Origin of the sequence: Bacillus sp. FSL W8-0519, from assembly GCF_038005585.1 — a bacterium.
Taxonomy (GTDB): Bacteria; Bacillota; Bacilli; order Bacillales; family Bacillaceae_G; genus Bacillus_A; species Bacillus_A paranthracis.
In genome coordinates this window covers 1,861,796-1,879,396 of record NZ_JBBOTL010000001.1, presented here as the reverse complement: position 1 = coordinate 1,879,396, position 17,601 = coordinate 1,861,796, and the positions used below count along the sequence as shown (strand labels likewise).

Here is a 17,601-nt window from a genome sequence, read left to right as displayed (position 1 = left end):
TTACGTTATTACGTAATACCTTCTTAAAAATATCTTTCTTCTACTTCTCTTCCGGATAATCACAATACTCTATAATTGTTCCCTCTGTATCCGCTGGGTTAAGATAGATTAATCTTCTGCCGTGTTTATTCATTCGAAGCGTATGCTCTAACGTTCGAATGTCTTGTTTTTTCAATTCCTCTAAAGCTACATCTAAATCATCTACTCGATATGCAACATGATGAACACCTTTACCTTTTTGTTTTATAAATCGGGCAATTGGTGAAGTGGTGTTATTTGTCGGCGCAAGCAATTCAATTCTATCTCCATCCACTTCAAGAATGGCTACTTCACTTTCAACACCAGGCGCTTCACTTACGTAACGATCTATTAAAGTTCCTGACAACACTTTTTCATAAAAACGTATCGTACTATCTATATCTCGAACTGCGATGCCGATATGATCAATTGTTTTTTTCATTTTATTTCCCCTACTACTTTATTTTCTTTCATTATTAATAGTAACAAAAAAAGCTATAGAAACAAGTTCTATAACTTTTTTATTTAACCTATTTTCTTATCCACATTAGCTGCTGGTTGAACTTGATTTTTTGCTTTCACAATGCTAATGACATACCCGATCAATCCGCCAATAAGTGCTGGTAAAATCCACCCTAACCCAACTTCATGCATTGGAAGTATTTTAGTAAGAAAATCATTTACTACTGCTAACTTCATACCAGCTGCATTCAATCCATCGAACACACTTACAATAAATGTAATTAATAAGCTACCTTGATACACCTCTGCTCGTCCTTTAAACAATGGATGAAGGAGCGTTAGGAAAATTAAGACGATTGCTAATGGATAAATCGCGATTAATACAGGAACAGAAATTGCAATTAATTGCGTTAAACCTACGTTCGCAACAACTGCACTGAACACTGATAAGATGATTGCTATCTTTTTATACGAAACATTCGGGAATAGTTTATGGAAGAATGAAGAACACGCTGAAACAAGTCCTACACTAGTCGTTAAACATGCTGCTGTAACCATAATCCCTAATATAATTCCGCCGTATGACCCAAAATAATAGTTTGAAACTTTTGCTAATACTGCACCACCATTATCTAAATGACCAAGTTTTGCAACACTTGAAGCTCCCATAAATGAAAGTGCTGAATAGATCATTGCTAAAATAGATGCAGCAATCAATGTTGCTTTTGCACAAACAATCATAATGTCTTTTTTTGTTTTTGCGCCCTTTTCTTTAATCGCATTGATGATGATAATACCGAATACGAATGATGCCAACGTATCCATTGTTAAGTAACCTTCTTGGAATCCTTTAAAGAACGCATGTGATGTATATGCCTCTGCAGGTGCTTGCATTTCTCCCATTGGATGAATAAAAGCAAATACTACTAAAATCCCAATAAACGTTAATTTAATTGGCGTTAAGATTTTTCCTACAATATCGACAATTTTCGCGGGATTTAGCGAAAAAAAACAAGTAATGCTAAAGAATATAATTGTAAAAAGAATGAGTGCTGAAGAACCCATAGCTTCTGGTACAAAAGGCTTCATACCAATTTCATAAGAAACGCTGCCTGTTCTCGGAATAGCGAATAGTGGACCAATCGCTAAATATAAAACTGTCGTAAATACAATGCCGAACACTGGATGTACACGACTTGCTAACGATTGTAAATCTTCTTTACCTGAAATTCCAAATGCTAATACCCCTAGCAACGGTAAACCTACACCTGTTACTAAAAATCCAGCGTTAGCAATCCATACATTCTCTCCTGCCGATTGACCAAGCATTGCTGGGAATATTAAATTTCCTGCCCCGAAAAATAGTGCAAATAACATTAAACCAATAACAACTATGAACGAAAACGGTACTTTGTTCGTCATAATATAACCTCCATTCAATATAACCTATGTCATTTCCATTTTTAACTAATTGAATTTTCTGAATATTTAACTTAAGTATCAACTATTCTTGAACTCATTATAGTTTGATACTTAATATTTTGCAATACTATTTTCGAACTTTTCATTCATTTTATAAATATACATTTTTTAACATAGAAATAGACTAAAAAACCAACATGGTCATCCATGTTGGTTTTTCCATTTTTACTATCAATTAATTAAAATTTCGCCGCTACTTTCTTAACGTTCTCTAAACCTTCTTCAACAATTTGTTGTGAGCGATCTGGATATTGGTTGTGTCCTTCAATTACAACAGTTTCTGGATTTGTAATTCCCCAGAACCCAAGTACAGTTGTTACGTAATTAACTGCCATTTCCATAGGAGCCATTTGTTCTGAAGAGTAATCTGAACCACGAGCACCTAACACAACTACTTTTTTACCACCAGCTAAGCCTTCTGGACCATTAGCTGTATATTTAAACGTTTTTCCAGCTTGAGATAAATATGAAATATATGTGATTAATGGTGCTGGTACAGTAAAGTTCCATAATGGGAATGCAAATACAACTTTATCAGCTTCTAAAAACTGATTTAAATATTGATCTACTGTAGCAACTGCCTTCTCTTCTTCTGCTGTTAATTCCATACCTTGACTACGTTTGTATCCACCTGAAATAGCAATATTTCCGTAATAAGGAAGATCTAATGCAAATAAATCTAACTCTGTAATTTCTGTATTCGGATTTGCTTCTTTATAAGTACTTACAAATGTTTCATACATTTTTGAACTAACTGCTTGCTCCGCTGGGCGATCGTTTGCTTTTACAAATAATACTTTTGACATTGTTTTATTCTCCTCTACTTTTTGATTTTCTTCTTTTTTACCAAATAACGAGCTAAATAATCCCATTTTCTTCACCTAAACTTTCTTATCATATTCATTATTCATCATCATAAAAATTCTTATTCTAATAAAAAGTTCCAATTGATACCTTAAGGAAAGTTAATTAAAACTTTTTGTTATTTAATTACCTTATGTAAGTGATTGTAATATAGTCACTTACTTTAGTCAAGTAACTTTTAATAAAAAAATAAATCTCAAATTAAAAACATTTACTAAAATACAATTGAACACCAAATTACAGCCTTATTACTTGTATAATAAAATTAGAGAGGAAAATTCATATTTAGAAAGGATTCATTCATGAGCACGATAGAAAAGATTCAAACTTTTATTATTCTTTTTGCTGTTACATGCGGCATCATACTCGGGCAATTTAATTTCATACATATGTATTCAGAGCGATTTATTGTCCCCTTCTTATTTTTCATGCTATATGGATTATTCCTCAGCATCCCATTAAAAGAAATAAAAAACGGATTTCACAATCTAAAATTTGCTGGAACAAGTCTTACTATTAACTTTTTATGGACACCTTTACTCGCTTGGGGATTAGGAGCACTATTTCTTTCAGATCACCCAGCACTGTGGATTGGATTTATAATGCTAATGGTTACTCCATGTACAGATTGGTACTTAATCTTTACTGAAATAGCAAAAGGTAATGTAGCACTTTCTACAGCGATTTTACCAGTAAATTTAATTTTGCAAGTACTACTACTTCCCATTTATTTATTTTTATTCGCTGGTGTTATGAAGACTGTAGCGGTTTCTGTTTTAGTAGAAAGTATTGTTATCGTAATCGTCTTACCATTTTTACTTGCACACGCTACAAAATTCATTATGAATAAACTGAAAAAAGCTGAAACGCTCGAGAATAAACTCATTCCGTTTTTCAGCTCTGCCCAAATTGTATTTTTAAGTTTAGCAATCGTAGCGATGTTTGCATCACAAGGTAAATATTTACTACAAAATATGAGTGTCGTTTTATTATTACTCATTCCTGTTCTATTGTTCTTCATCATTAATTTTGTACTAGGACAATTTATCGGGCGCGTTATGCGTTTATCTTATAAAGATACAGTAAGTCTAAATTTAACAACGTTAGCAAGAAACTCACCTGTTGCTCTTGCTATTGCTGTGACTGCTTTCCCTGACGAGCCTCTTATTGCACTTGCACTCGTTATTGGACCGTTAATTGAACTGCCAGTACTTGCTTGTGTTTCACAAGTGTTGTTACTTATTAAGAAAAGACGGCAATATATATAATAAAAAACGTCCTATAGCAGGACGTTTTTTATTTTTGAAAAATCTCATACAACACTTATTTCTTATTTATCATTACAAATGAAATAACCGAAACTAGAAACGTAATAATACCAATTATAATAAATACAATAGAAGCTGAAATTAACTCTAAGGAATATCCCGTTATTGCAATTCCAACCGGGGTTGATACTAATAATAACGAATTTAAAAAACCAAAAAATCTTCCTTGCACTTCATTTGGAATTAACTTTCTATACAACACTCCAAAATATATATTACTTACCCCAAATGCAATTCCTGACAGAAAATAATAAACTGAAAATAATACCGGATTTAACGTCGTACCCATTGCAGCATTAAAAACCCCCATAATAGCTGTAAATATAAAAGCAGTCGTAATCGTTTTATATGTACGAATCTTTTTCGTAATAAATGCTCCTATTAAAATCCCTATCGGTGATGCCGCAAAAACTATACTATACCATCCCGTAGAAAGGTCCATTTCTCTAACAACTATTACTTGTAGCGAAAGCATACACGCCGCTCCAAGTAAATTAATAAGCGCAGCGCTCATAAGCAATGTTTTCAATGATTGATTACTATTAAATATGGAGAAACCCTCTTTAAAGTCTTCGTAAAAAGGCTTTTTCTTTTCTACTTTTAATTCACGTGGAAATTTAATTTTCATTAAAATTAAAAATGATATAAAAAATGTAATTGCATCTAACAAAAATACTCCATGAAAATTAAAAATACTAATTAAAAGGCTAGCCATTAAAGGAATGGCTACCGATATGGTTTGTATTGATATTTGCCTCAGCGTAATCGCCTGTTGAACATGCTTTTCTTCCACATATGTTACTAATGCTGCATTTGAAGCCGGAGTAAATAAAGCACTCCCAATTGAGCGTATTATAAGTAAAATTAGTAACGGAATGTATAGCATTTTATTATAAAATGCTATAACTGCAATTAAAATCATGACGATACATCTCATAACATCCGCAATTATCATAAGCTTTCTTCTTGACATTCGATCTGCTAACGTTCCTGTTACAGGTGCAAATAAAATCGCCGTCGTCGCAATTGCAACGTTTACTCCAGAAACAAGTAATGGAGAGTTCGTTAATTTCATTACCCATAACGGTAAAACGAGCGTAACCATAGAATTACCTATTAAAGAAATGCAACTTGCTAAGAAAAAATACGAAAAAATTTTATTGCTCCAAATACTTGTGCTATTCTCTTTTAAATCCTCAATTTCATTATTCACTGCATCCTCCATTTTCCTCTTGTATATTTTCTTTAATTCTTCCTCACCACCTTTCAAAACCTCTATTTAAATGAGAAAAAACCTTCTTCAAAATAAGAAGAAGGTTTACTTATAACCGCATCTTATCTATTAGGAATTTTAGATCCTACAGGATTTAGCACCTTTATATCACATAAGGTTGCTGAGGCTTCGAAGGGCCAGTCCCTCCACCTCTCTTAATAAGAAGTTTTTATTTAATTATCTAAATTCATTATATTTTACATCAAAATAATTTCAATATGTTTTTTTATACAGTTAAAAGAAGATGACATCTATCATCTTCTTTTAACAATTTTGTCGTTACGTTAACAAGACCTTTCTAATTAAAAATGATAGGAAACGTAAATATAACGAAAGCTGCCCAAAGTCCGTAAATTGGTAAATACTTCGTAACGGCATCTTGGATAGCTGTCGGTCCTGATTTGCTTTGCAAGAAACGCATATAGGAAAACATAATCCAAATTAAATTTGCCCAGATCAGTATGTTTACCCCTAAAACAGCAAGTCTATTAGGTGTAATCCCGTAAGAAGAAAGTCTGAATACAATGGCTGATAAAGCGACAGTGTCAATAATAAGCGCCAGAACAATTAAGGCAAAATTTATATAATCTGAAATGTTCTTTTTCTCATCCGAATCACTCTCAACGATAGAAAATATGGTAACGGCCAACACGCCAAGGAGTATTCCGTTGAAGGCCATTAAGAAATTGCGGTCCAAGAAAGGATTTTTCCCGACCCATATAACCGTTATAAGATAGATTAGCAACGTAATCAAGACAAGTGGACTAAAAATTTTAGATATGTATGGTGTAATATTTTTAGCAAGTTTAAGATTCAATGATACTAAGTATGCAGCCACTACAGCGAGAGCGGCAGCTCCAAATAAAACAACATTACTAAAATAGAACTCTCCTATATCCAAGTCAACAAAACTAAATAATCGCATGGTGAATACTGCTAGTATCATTCCACTCACTGCCATGCTCGCGTAGAGAAGACCATATTCTAAATTAAATTTAATATAAGCTAATCTTGTATTACCTTTTGAATATTCATTTCCTGTAAATGCAAGTCCCAATAAGACCCATAACAATATAGGAAGATGTAAATACGCAAGGATACTGCTGTCTTTATAATTTAATGGCAACATATTAAGATACAACCCGGCAATTAGGAACAACGCTGCAAGGAAATAAATAATACTTTTTTTCGGGGTATTATTGTAAACAAAATAAGCAGCGATAAAGGGAATTACACCAAAAGCTAGGTTAATTGGAGCAATTGCTTCCTGCTCTACAAAGTGGAAAATGATCCTGGTGCTTATGCCGGCCAGAATAGCTAAAAGGCCCATGAATAAGAAACCTTTTTGAAACAAAGATGTTTTTTCTTTATTTACTTTCTCCTTGAAATGCAACCTTTCATACCAAGCACCTAGAACTTGAGAATCAGGGTTTTGGTCCCATGCTTGTGAGAATGCTTTTTTAAAAGCTTTCGGATCTTTTCTATACATCTTCTCCAACTCATGGGGGTTATCCATATTTTTAACAATCAAATTGTTAATGTTCATAGTTATACCTCCTCTAATTTTAAAAATAAGGTTGTTACCTTTTAACAAAAGCACCTCACTCATTTATTATGATTTTGATTTTAATACAAGTTTTATCGTTTTACAATAAAAAATTATTATTTAAAGATTTTTTTTTATCGTTAAATTTTATATAAAAGAAAAACAAAAGAGCATGACAGTTTTATGTCATGCTCTTTTAACAAATTAATTCTCAAATACAAAATTAATCTTATTATCTTTCCACTCTAATTTCGCATCAAATGTTTTCTCGCCCTTTTTAAAGCCTTTAATTAAATCGGTTTTCTCACCTTTTAAGAGCTTTGTCATATTCTTTTGCGAAATTGTTTTACTTAATATCTTCTTCGAGATGGTAAAGTCACATTGTGTCGTGTTGTAATTAGAACAGCCGTAAAACGTTGACTTATCAATTACATCGCCATCACATTTTTTACAGCTACCAACCTTTTTACCTGTTGTAAATTTCGATCCTTTTCGCTCAATCGATTCAACATGTAATCCAGTGAAATCCCACTTCTCAGACATTTCAACCGCATCTTCAATAATTTTAGCTGATAATTTTTTCGTTTGTTCCATAAAAGTTGCTGGTGATGCTGTACCTTCCCCAATTTCCGCAAGACGTTGCTCCCATTTTGCGGTCATTTCTGGTGAAGCTAGTATTTTGTCACCGATTGCGGTAATTAATACTTTCCCTTTATCGGTCGCATACACTTGGTTCTTCTTCACATCTATATATTTACGGTCTTTTAGCATCGTAATAATACCTGCACGGGTCGCTTCTGTACCTAAACCTTCTGTTTTCTTTAATACTTTCTCCAGCTCTTCATTCTCTAAATACTTACCAGCTGTTTTCATTAACGTAATAAGTTGTCCTTCTGTATAACGCTTCGGTGGTTGTGTTTTTCCCTCTTTCACTTTCACCTTTACAACTTTTCCTTCTTCACCTTCAGCTACAATTGGAAGAATGGTTTCGTCATCTTTATCGTCTTGGAAAATAACTTTACGCCATCCTTCTTGAATTTGCTGTTTTCCTTTTGAAATGAATTCAGCACGTTCATCTACAAGCGTTACAATTGTTGTATAGTCAAAGATTGCAACTTCATAATGAGCTGCAATAAGCCTTCTTACGATCATATCGTAAATTTTCTTTTCATCACCTGATAATCTGCTTGGGTTTGTAACTTGCTCTGTCGGAATAATGGCGTAGTGATCTGTTACTTTCTTTTCATTCACATAACGCTTATTATTCATAATCGATTCAACCGGAGCTGGTAATAAACCTTTATATTCATCAAACTGACTTAACTTCTGTAAAATATCAGGGAATGTTGCCGCTTCACCTTGTGTAACATAGTTGGAATCCGAACGAGGATAAGAAACAATCCCTTTTTGATATAGTGCTTGCGTTATATCAAGCGTCTTTTTCGGTGAAAACTTAAAGGCTTTATTTGCCGTTGCTTGCAGTGATGATAAGTTAAATAAAAGCGGCGGCTGAAATTCTTTACGCTCCGTTTTCATTTCCTTCACTACTGCCGTTTTACCTTGGCAAAATGCCGCAATTTTATTCGCCATATCAGGGTCTTTTAAGCGGGATTCACTATCCTTCTCCCATTTCCCCTCATACTTCTTTCCTTCTATATTAAAGGTTGCGAACACTTCCCAGAACGGCTCTGACTTAAAGTTTTCTATTTCCTTTTCACGCTTTACGATTAACGCGAGTGTCGGTGTTTGTACACGACCAGCTGAAAATACATCATTCATTCCTTTTTTCTTTAGCAAAATACTAAACACACGCGATGCATTCATACCAACAACCCAGTCAGCACAAGATCTTGTGTATGCTTCGTAATACGTATTAATCGTGTCTGATTCATCAAGCAAGTTTTTAAATCCTTGGTAAATAGCTTGCTTCGTTAAAGAGGAAATCCAAAGACGCTTCATTGGCTTTTGCACGTTGCAAAGGTTAATAATATTTCGTACAATCAATTCCCCTTCACGCCCAGCATCGCCCGCGTGAATAATTTCTGTTACCTGTGGATTATGTAACAGCTGTTTCACAACGTTAAATTGCTTATACTTCGACTTTGTTACTTCAAATTGAAAACGCTCTGGAATCATCGGTAACGTATCAAGTGACCATTTTTTCCACTCTGCATGATAATGTTCTGGATTACATAACTGCGTCAAATGACCAATTGCCCATGTACAGTACGCTCCATTTGGAAATAACTCATTCGCTTCTACTTCTAAATATCCATCTTTCCGGCGATATTTAAATTGTGAAACAAGAGCCAAACCTTGATCTGGTTTCTCGGCAATAATTAATTTCATTTTATAACTCCCTATCTGTATTCCACTGTTACTTTCATTGTCTATCTGTTTAGAAGCGATGATAAAACAACAATCTTATTTATCATTCGCGGGTTGTCCCAAGTAATGGGATAACTATAATATTATACGCTTATTCTTTATTGCTTCACAATAGAAACTCATTATATAACACTTTCTTTCACATGTTCACACGTAAAAAAATCAAACGCCACCTTGCTTTCATTTATGAAATTGTGCAGATAATATGCAGATATAAATAAGCATAAGTACTCTCTATATGAACATATGATGAAGTGAATGATAGGACAGGGAGGTATCATGATGTTTGCTTATACATTAACTGCCTTAATGCTTTGCTGTATCTCAATTATTATTACATCATATATTTCGAAACGTAGTGGTACCCTAATGGAGTATATGGTATTTATTATGTCTTTTAGTATGAGTATCGGTTTAAGTATAGGTTTTTATTTAGGTATTCTATTTAAAGGAGAATTGCTATATTCTACTTTGCTTGCGATTTTAATTAGTGGTTGTATCGGCTTTTTAGTTGGTCTACGTTTTCATCTATATACTGCTTTAGAAGGAATGTTCTCTGGGGTAATGGCAAGTATGATGGGAGCAATGATTACAGAAATGCTAAATGCGCAACAAGCTCATAGTATACTGTTTATCAGCCTTTTATTTACTATAACGATTACTATGTCATTTATAATTCAAATTTTATCAGAAAGGTTTTCTACTGTGATCCACCGATGCTTTTTGTTATTGCTTTCAATTAGTGTTGTAATTATTGTTTCGGTATTCATAACATTCCCCGATTTTACTCCTTCAACTTCACACGAGTATAAACAACATATGCACTAACACTTAAAACAAAATTATTAAATCAGAAACCTTAGAAGAAGCCATACTTTTAGGTATGCAAGAGGATTTCTCTGTAACGAATGTATTAGCAGTTCTCCTATTTATTAGGGCTTTATTTCTTAAGAAACAATAACACTGTGATTATTAAATTAGAAAAAGGTAACCAAAATCCTCTTCACAAAAAAACGTATGATTGTGTATAATAAGAACTAATGTTCCTTTCGGGGATTCACTAAACCTAAATTACACTTATATATCAAATAGAAGAGGATTGATATACCATGAAAATTGATAGACCCAAAATTTCACCAGAGTTATCTTCAAAAAATTTTCAAGATATTTTTTATGAAGAAGATCCTACACTAGAAATGTGTGAAATTATCGATTCCACTTTCGAAAATGAATCTGTGGATAGAGTACGATTATATGATGCCGTGATAAAGAATTGTAAGTTCACGAATACAGACTTTAGCAATATTGATATTACAGATGTTTGTTTTGAAAACTGTGATTTATCAAATGTTAATTTAAGCAATTCTTCTGTTCACAGAGTTGAATTTAAAAACAGTAAATTAATCGGGGTTAATTTTACAGAATCTAGCTTAGGAAATGTTAAATTTGAGAATTCTATTTTGAACTTAGCTGCATTTGGAAATTCTAAACTAGAAAAGATTGTATTTAATGAAACTTCATTAAATAGTGCAGATTTTTTTGACTGTAAACTAAAAAAAGTTGAATTCCAATTATGTAGCCTTGACGAAGCTAATTTTGACCAGACATCACTGAAGGGGATCGATATTAGCTCTTCTAATTTTAATACTCTGACAGTTTCAGTGAGCGATTTAAGGGGATGTAAAGTATCTACATATCAAGCTGTTCAGTTTGCGACTTTATTAGGATTAATAATTAAAGATTAGTATTTCGAAGATAAAAAGAACCCTATCCCGAATCATGGATTTTTTAATTGTCCACGATTCGAGATAAAGTTCAAATAAATTAGTGATGACTTTCTTATTATTTAACTACAGCTTGTTTTCCTTTGACATGTTCATTATTTACACTCATAAACGCTTCAATCTCTTCAACTTCTCTAATGATATCTTTTGACAAGTTTTCGTATCCGTCTTTCGTTACAAGAATATCATCTTCAATACGAATTCCAATCGATTCTTCTTCAATATAAAGACCAGGTTCAATTGTAATAACCATGCCTTCTTCTAATACTCTATCTTTGTATGTCCCTACATCATGCGTATCTAAACCAAGGAAATGGCTGACACCATGATAATAATATTTTGATAACTCTTCATCTTCTTGAATTAAACCAACCGCTTTACACCCTTCTGCAAGTACTTTTTTAGCATGCTCATTTAATGCAGCGAACTTTAAGCCTGGCTTAATAATCTCTGTTGTTTCTTTCAATGCTTTTAATACGATATTATAAATTTGTTTTTGGCGACTAGAGAATGTTCCATTTGCTGGGAATGTATAACTAATATCAGCGTTATAGTAGTCTTTTTGAGCGCCTAAATCTAGTAATACTAAATCACCATTTTGAATTTGCGCATCATTATCTTCATAATGAAGAACTGTAGCATTTTTCCCACTTGCCAAAATTGTATTGAACGCATGATGCTTAATGCCAGATGACTTCAGTGTGAAATCAAACTGAGCTTCTAATTCATATTCCATTATGTCTGCTTTTGCATGCTTAAGTACATTGTAAATACCGTCTTTCGTTACAGCAATCGCTTCTTTCATAATTTCAATTTCTTCTTCTGTTTTAAACACTCGCAATTCACAAATATTCGGATATACATTACCAATTGTTACGTGTGGATATTGTTCTCTTACATGTTTAGCAAATGCTAGCGTTTTTGTCTCTGTACCATTCCACTCACGACGCTCTAAATCTAAATATAGATGCTTCATATTTTCTGTGAAGAGTATATTTGACATTGTCTTCTCAAAACTATCTAAATATACAACTTTCTTTATACCAGAAATTTTCTCTGCTTCTTCTTTAGAAACTGTTTTACCGACCCATTTTTCCATTACTGGATCTGATTTTTCAATGAAAAGTGTCTCTTCTACACAATTCCCAAACTTTTTCAGCATAAAAATAACATTTGGTTCATCGATTCCTGTTACATAATAAAAATTCCGATTCGGCACAAACTTATAATGTGCATCCGCTGACATATGAGGTGCTTGACCAGCAAATAAAATTGTAATCGATTCATCTGGTAATGTGTTTACTAATCGTTCTCTATTTTGAGCAAAAAATGTTGATTTCATAATAATCCCCCTAGCGTTCTATGTATGATTAAAAAATAATTATCTAATCAATTCATTTTATTATTGTTACAATTTTTCGTCAATTTTTAACCTTTTTTGATGGTGTTGACATAATTAAAATTACACGTTAAAATAACTATAAATTAGTAAGCAACTAATGTAATTAAATTAAATTAGAGGTGAAACAAATGAAAAACATTTTATTACGTATTAACGAATTATCAAAAAAAGAAAAAGCAACTGGATTAACAGTTGATGAAAAACAAGAACAACAAATGCTACGTCAAAACTATACACAAACATTTCGTGGAAGCTTAGATTCCATTTTATTAAACACAAAAATTGTTGATCAAAATGGTCTTAACGTGACACCAGCCGCATTACAAGATGCTCAAATACGTTTAAAATTAAGCAAATGAGTTCCGCGCAAAAGAATTTCAATAAAACATAAAAAGAGCTGGATTTCCTATTTAGAAATTCCAGCTCTTTTTATTGTTTTTTCTAATTTAGCATACGAGCGATACATAGCAATTCTCCACGATACAATCATTGCAAAAGCGAGTAAGAAAAACATTCCACTTAACTCTGCTAAGTCAATCGATTGACTTAAATACGATTTCATTACTACTCGCACTGCTAATAATCCAACTAAAATAAATATAAATGCTTTTGACGGTTTCATATATATTTGTTCATTTCTTATTTCAAACTTCGTTGTTTTAATAAGGAATATAGAGAAAATAAGTCCTACAGTAATTGCTTCTACTATTTCTAATGACGTTAACCGAAACGCTGGTAAGAAGTACATCATAGCACCAGTACTCATAAAAAATGGGGGCAATATAATTTTCTTTTTCGTTACCGGTTTTTTCGCTGCTTTAAAGCGAAGAAACATGACACCAACAGCCATACAGACTGCTACAATACTTGATAAAAGTGCTATCATACTTTCCACTCCTATCTATTTAAATGACTTTTTGAGCAAAATCATAAATTAATAAGTAACTACAAGCACCATTATAGAATTTCTTCATTATATCCCTCCTGCTGTAAACTTTCCATATTCGCTGCAATCATTTTACGCAAAGTTTATGAACGGAATATGAACAAAATATTACATTCAATTTTCAAACAAAAAAGCCATTTTGCAATTAATATTGCAAAATGGCTTTTAACTTATTTTAAATCGTCATTTGTAAAAGCACCTGGAAGTAATTGCTCAACAGTCACTTCTTTTTCATCGCCTTTTACATTCGTTAGTAATACAGGCATTTTCGGATCACAAAATTCAGCAATTACTTGTCTACAAGCACCACATGGTGAAATTGGTCCGTCCGTTTCTCCTGTAATAACTAAGTAACTAAAGTCGCGCTCACCTTCTGATACTGCTTTAAAGATTGCTGTTCTTTCTGCACAGTTACATAAACCATAAGAAGCATTTTCTATATTACAACCAGTATAAATTTTACCTTCTTTCGTAACTAATGCTGCCCCAACAGGAAATTTTGAATACGGAATATATGCTTTTTCTAACATCTTATTTGCTTCTTCAATATATTTTTTCTTATCCATATTATTTCCCCCTCAAAGTAAGTGTAATTATGATTAGTCAGTAATAACTGTATGAACTAATTTAGGAGCCACTGCTGTTTCAGCGATAGAAATGTTCTCATAAATTTTCGCTTTTACATCTTCTACATTTTCGCGATTTGCATAAATCGTTACGAATGGCTCGCCTTCTTTTACTGCATCTCCAACTTTTTTACGTAACATTAATCCTACTGCTAAATCGATTTCATCTTCTTTTGTTGCACGACCAGCACCAAGTAGCATAGCTGCGATACCGATTTCATCAGCAACAATGTTAGAAATAACACCTGAAGTTTTAGCAGGTACATCAATTACATATTTCGCTTGTGGCATTTTTTCTGGATTGTCTACAATCGAGCTATCTCCACCTTGATTGCTTAAGAACTCTTTAAACTTCTCAGTTGCTTTTCCGTTCTTCATCACTTCAATTAACATTTCACGCGCTTCTTCTAATGTATTAGCTTTTTTCGCAAGTACAACCATCTGACTTCCTAATACGAGTACTAATTCTGTTAAATCTTCTGGACCTTCACCTTTTAATGTATCAATTGCTTCTTTCACTTCTAGAGCATTACCGATTGCAAAACCAAGTGGTTGTGACATATCAGAAATAACAGCCATTGTTTGACGTCCTACATTATTTCCGATACGTACCATTGCATGTGCTAATTCTTTTGCATCTTCTTCTGTTTTCATAAACGCGCCAGCACCTGTTTTTACATCAAGTACGATTGCGTCAGCTCCAGCTGCAATTTTTTTACTCATAATTGAACTTGCAATTAGAGGAATTGAGTTAACAGTTCCTGTTACATCGCGTAATGCATAAATCTTTTTATCTGCAGGTGTTAAGTTTCCTGTTTGTCCGATAACAGCTACTTTGTCACGGTTTACAATATCAATGAACTGCTCTTTCGTAATTTCAACGTGGAATCCTTCTACTGCTTCTAATTTATCAATTGTTCCGCCCGTATGTCCTAAACCACGACCAGACATTTTTGCTACTGGTACATCTAAAGCAGCTACTAATGGCCCTAATACTAATGTTGTTGTATCACCAACACCACCAGTTGAATGTTTGTCTACTTTAATTCCTTCAATTGCAGATAAGTCGATTGTTTCTCCAGACTCCACCATTGCCATCGTTAAATCTGCACGTTCGCGATCTGTCATATCTTTAAAGAAGATTGCCATTGCAAGTGCACTTACTTGATAATCAGGTATACTTCCGTCTGTATAACCATTAATAAAGAATTTGATTTCTTCAGTTGTTAATTCTTTGCCGTCACGTTTTTTCGCAATAATATCTACCATTCTCATTACAATCACCATTCCTTTTTATATGATATGAATCTATTAAAATAATAAGCCTACGATTGTTGCTGATAAGAAGCTTACTAATGTTGCACCGAAAAGTAATTTCAAACCAAATCTTGCGACTACATTCCCTTGCTTTTCATTTAAGCTCTTAACTGCCCCTGCAATAATTCCAATTGAAGAGAAGTTTGCAAATGAAACTAAGAATACAGATATAATCGCTGTCGTTCTATCTGAGAAATTAAAGTTTCCTTGTGCTAAATCTGTCATAGCGACAAATTCATTTGATACTAATTTTGTTGCCATAATATTTCCGGCATTAACTGCTTCATGCCAAGGTACACCCATAATAAATGCAAATGGTGCAAATGCATAACCGAGAATTTCTTGGAATGAAATACCGATTACACCTTTAAATACTGCATTAATGAATGCGATAAGAGCAACGAAACCAATTAACATAGCTGCTACTGTAATCGCAACTTTAAATCCATCAATAATGTATTCCCCTAATACTTCAAAGAAAGTCTTTTTTTCTTCTTCTTGTACTTCTAACATATCTTCTTCATCAGTAACTTCATAAGGATTAATAATAGAAGCAATAATAAAGCCCCCGAATAAGTTAAGCACTAAAGCGGTTACAACATATTGGGGTTTTAATAACACCATATACGATCCAACGATAGACATGGAAACGGTAGACATTGCAGATGCACATAATGTGTACATTCTTTTCTCTGGCAATAATCCTAATTGTTTCTTAACTGAAATAAACACTTCAGATTGTCCTAAAATCGCAGAAGCAACAGCGTTATATGATTCTAGTTTCCCCATTCCATTTACTTTACTTAATGCTAGACCGATAGATTTCACAATAATAGGTAACACTTTAATATGTTGCAAAATACCGATTAAAGCTGATATAAATACGATTGGCATTAATACACTTAAAAAGAATGAAAACTCTTTTTGATTTACTAATCCACCAAATACGAAATTTACACCGTCAGCGGCATATTTTAATAGCTCTCCAAAACCATCTGCTATTCCGCTAATTAATATATTCCCTACACTTGTATTTAATAATAGAAACCCCAAAATGAATTGTAATATAACCATCGTTATGATTGGACGATATTTGACTTTCTTTCTATCATTACTAGCAAGCCAAGCGATACCTAAAATCAATACGAGGCCAAAAACACCGATTAAGTATTTCATAAGCCATCTCCTCCCGTGTTCGTATCCGCTTACATTTCTTTCAATTGTTAAAGCAATAGATACACTTTACTTTGTGTATCTATTGCCCTTGACTTCACTAATGATTAGTAGTTATCTGTAGCACCTTTTGCATCATTTAATACGATTGCAACACTAGCACTTGCTCCAATACGAGAAGCTCCAGCAGCTACCATTTTGTCTGCATCTTCACGTGTACGAACACCACCAGATGCTTTTACACCAACGTTTGGTCCTACTGTTTTACGCATTAATGCGATATCTTCAGCAGTTGCTCCGCCAGTTGAGAATCCAGTTGAAGTTTTTACGAAGTCAGCACCAGCTTTTACTGATAATTCACAAGCGCGTACTTTCTCTTCATCTGTTAATAGACAAGTTTCAATGATTACTTTTACAAGAGCTTTTCCTTTTGCTGCTTGTACTACTTCATAAATGTCTTTTTCAACAAGTTCGTCGTCGCCATCTTTTAAAGCGCCTACGTTGATTACCATGTCAACTTCAGTTGCACCTTTTGCGATAGCATCTTTTGTTTCAAATGCTTTTGTTTCAGTCGTGCTTGCTCCTAATGGGAAACCGATTACAGTACAAACATCTACATCATGTCCAGCTAGTTCCTCAGCAGCTAGCTTTACCCATGTTGGGTTAATACAAACAGAAGCGAATTTATATTCCTTTGCTTCTTCGATTACTTTCATAACATCTTCTTTTGTAGCATTAGCTTTTAAAATTGTATGGTCAATTAACTTTGCAATATTCATTATCTTCACTCCTCATATCTTTTAACAACTTCATTCTAACTCTTAGTTGAACAAATGTAAATATACTTTTGAAATTTTGTTCATTCTTTTTAAAAAGGAATTTCCTTCTAGTAAATAAAGCGCATTCTAACTAAGAAATACTTCATATATAAATTCAAATTTTTTATATTAACAATGGTAGTATGTATCTCAATATCCATAATTATTTTAAAA

General features: G+C 33.3%; 16 protein-coding genes and 1 riboswitch. Of the genes, 4 read left to right on the top strand and 12 right to left on the bottom strand.

From position 1 onward, the window contains the following. Positions 1–40 precede the first annotated feature (40 nt). The 3 genes from NST14_RS09740 to NST14_RS09730 all read right to left on the bottom strand — a co-directional run bounded on the left by NST14_RS09740 (position 41) and on the right by NST14_RS09730 (position 2,834). Positions 41–460 (bottom strand): VOC family protein, encoded by a 420-nt coding sequence (locus tag NST14_RS09740; RefSeq protein ID WP_000750841.1) that lies wholly within the window; start codon positions 458–460, stop codon positions 41–43. A gap of 83 nt (positions 461–543) precedes the next feature. Then, positions 544–1,902 carry a branched-chain amino acid transport system II carrier protein gene (brnQ, locus tag NST14_RS09735; protein WP_000182720.1) on the bottom strand — a complete coding sequence of 453 codons (1,359 nt, stop codon included), beginning with the start codon at positions 1,900–1,902 and terminating at the stop codon, positions 544–546. A 239-nt stretch (positions 1,903–2,141) separates the two neighbouring features. Continuing rightward, positions 2,142–2,834 (bottom strand): FMN-dependent NADH-azoreductase, encoded by a 693-nt coding sequence (locus NST14_RS09730; protein WP_000522508.1) that lies wholly within the window; start codon positions 2,832–2,834, stop codon positions 2,142–2,144. A 294-nt stretch (positions 2,835–3,128) separates the two neighbouring features. Here NST14_RS09730 and NST14_RS09725 point away from each other — a divergent pair, with 294 nt between their 5' ends. After that, complete coding sequence (locus NST14_RS09725; RefSeq protein ID WP_000103770.1) at positions 3,129–4,094, top strand: arsenic resistance protein; 966 nt, start codon at positions 3,129–3,131, stop codon at positions 4,092–4,094. Positions 4,095–4,149: 55 nt separating this feature from the next. Here NST14_RS09725 and NST14_RS09720 read toward each other — a convergent pair whose 3' ends face one another. The 3 genes from NST14_RS09720 to topB form a co-directional block, all read right to left on the bottom strand. Next, positions 4,150–5,379 carry an MFS transporter gene (locus NST14_RS09720; protein WP_000389107.1) on the bottom strand — a complete coding sequence of 410 codons (1,230 nt, stop codon included), beginning with the start codon at positions 5,377–5,379 and terminating at the stop codon, positions 4,150–4,152. A gap of 107 nt (positions 5,380–5,486) precedes the next feature. Next, a riboswitch (SAM riboswitch) is annotated at positions 5,487–5,592 on the bottom strand. Positions 5,593–5,725: 133 nt separating this feature from the next. After that, a complete protein-coding gene (locus NST14_RS09715; RefSeq protein WP_001024717.1) occupies positions 5,726–6,973 on the bottom strand; it encodes a DUF4153 domain-containing protein in 1,248 nt (415 codons plus the stop codon). Positions 6,974–7,177: 204 nt separating this feature from the next. Beyond that, positions 7,178–9,322, bottom strand: a complete 2,145-nt coding sequence (topB, locus tag NST14_RS09710) for a DNA topoisomerase III (protein WP_000766745.1) — start codon at positions 9,320–9,322, stop codon at positions 7,178–7,180. Positions 9,323–9,643: 321 nt separating this feature from the next. On the opposite strand from topB, the gene NST14_RS09705 reads away from it, so the two are divergent. Next, on the top strand, positions 9,644–10,189 hold the full coding sequence (locus NST14_RS09705) for a hypothetical protein (RefSeq protein WP_000458505.1): 546 nt from the start codon (positions 9,644–9,646) through the stop codon (positions 10,187–10,189). A 281-nt stretch (positions 10,190–10,470) separates the two neighbouring features. Beyond that, a complete protein-coding gene (locus NST14_RS09700; RefSeq protein ID WP_000687264.1) occupies positions 10,471–11,106 on the top strand; it encodes a pentapeptide repeat-containing protein in 636 nt (211 codons plus the stop codon). Between the two features lie 97 nt (positions 11,107–11,203). Here NST14_RS09700 and NST14_RS09695 read toward each other — a convergent pair whose 3' ends face one another. Then, positions 11,204–12,487: an aminopeptidase P family protein gene (locus NST14_RS09695; protein WP_229142988.1), complete on the bottom strand. Its 1,284-nt coding sequence runs from the start codon at positions 12,485–12,487 to the stop codon at positions 11,204–11,206. A 188-nt stretch (positions 12,488–12,675) separates the two neighbouring features. Here NST14_RS09695 and NST14_RS09690 point away from each other — a divergent pair, with 188 nt between their 5' ends. Then, positions 12,676–12,906: a DUF896 domain-containing protein gene (locus NST14_RS09690; RefSeq protein ID WP_000789848.1), complete on the top strand. Its 231-nt coding sequence runs from the start codon at positions 12,676–12,678 to the stop codon at positions 12,904–12,906. A 47-nt stretch (positions 12,907–12,953) separates the two neighbouring features. On the opposite strand, the gene NST14_RS09685 is transcribed toward NST14_RS09690, so the two are convergent. The 5 genes from NST14_RS09685 to deoC all read right to left on the bottom strand — a co-directional run bounded on the left by NST14_RS09685 (position 12,954) and on the right by deoC (position 17,388). Continuing rightward, positions 12,954–13,433, bottom strand: coding sequence for a CcdC family protein (locus tag NST14_RS09685; RefSeq protein WP_000561052.1), 480 nt, complete (start codon positions 13,431–13,433; stop codon positions 12,954–12,956). 230 nt (positions 13,434–13,663) lie between these two features. Continuing rightward, positions 13,664–14,059, bottom strand: coding sequence for a cytidine deaminase (locus NST14_RS09680; protein WP_000358525.1), 396 nt, complete (start codon positions 14,057–14,059; stop codon positions 13,664–13,666). A gap of 33 nt (positions 14,060–14,092) precedes the next feature. Next, complete coding sequence (locus NST14_RS09675) at positions 14,093–15,394, bottom strand: pyrimidine-nucleoside phosphorylase (RefSeq protein WP_001983022.1); 1,302 nt, start codon at positions 15,392–15,394, stop codon at positions 14,093–14,095. 36 nt (positions 15,395–15,430) lie between these two features. Further along, complete coding sequence (locus NST14_RS09670; protein ID WP_000876184.1) at positions 15,431–16,612, bottom strand: NupC/NupG family nucleoside CNT transporter; 1,182 nt, start codon at positions 16,610–16,612, stop codon at positions 15,431–15,433. A gap of 104 nt (positions 16,613–16,716) precedes the next feature. Next, complete coding sequence (gene deoC / locus NST14_RS09665) at positions 16,717–17,388, bottom strand: deoxyribose-phosphate aldolase (protein ID WP_001017431.1); 672 nt, start codon at positions 17,386–17,388, stop codon at positions 16,717–16,719. Positions 17,389–17,601: the final 213 nt, after the last annotated feature.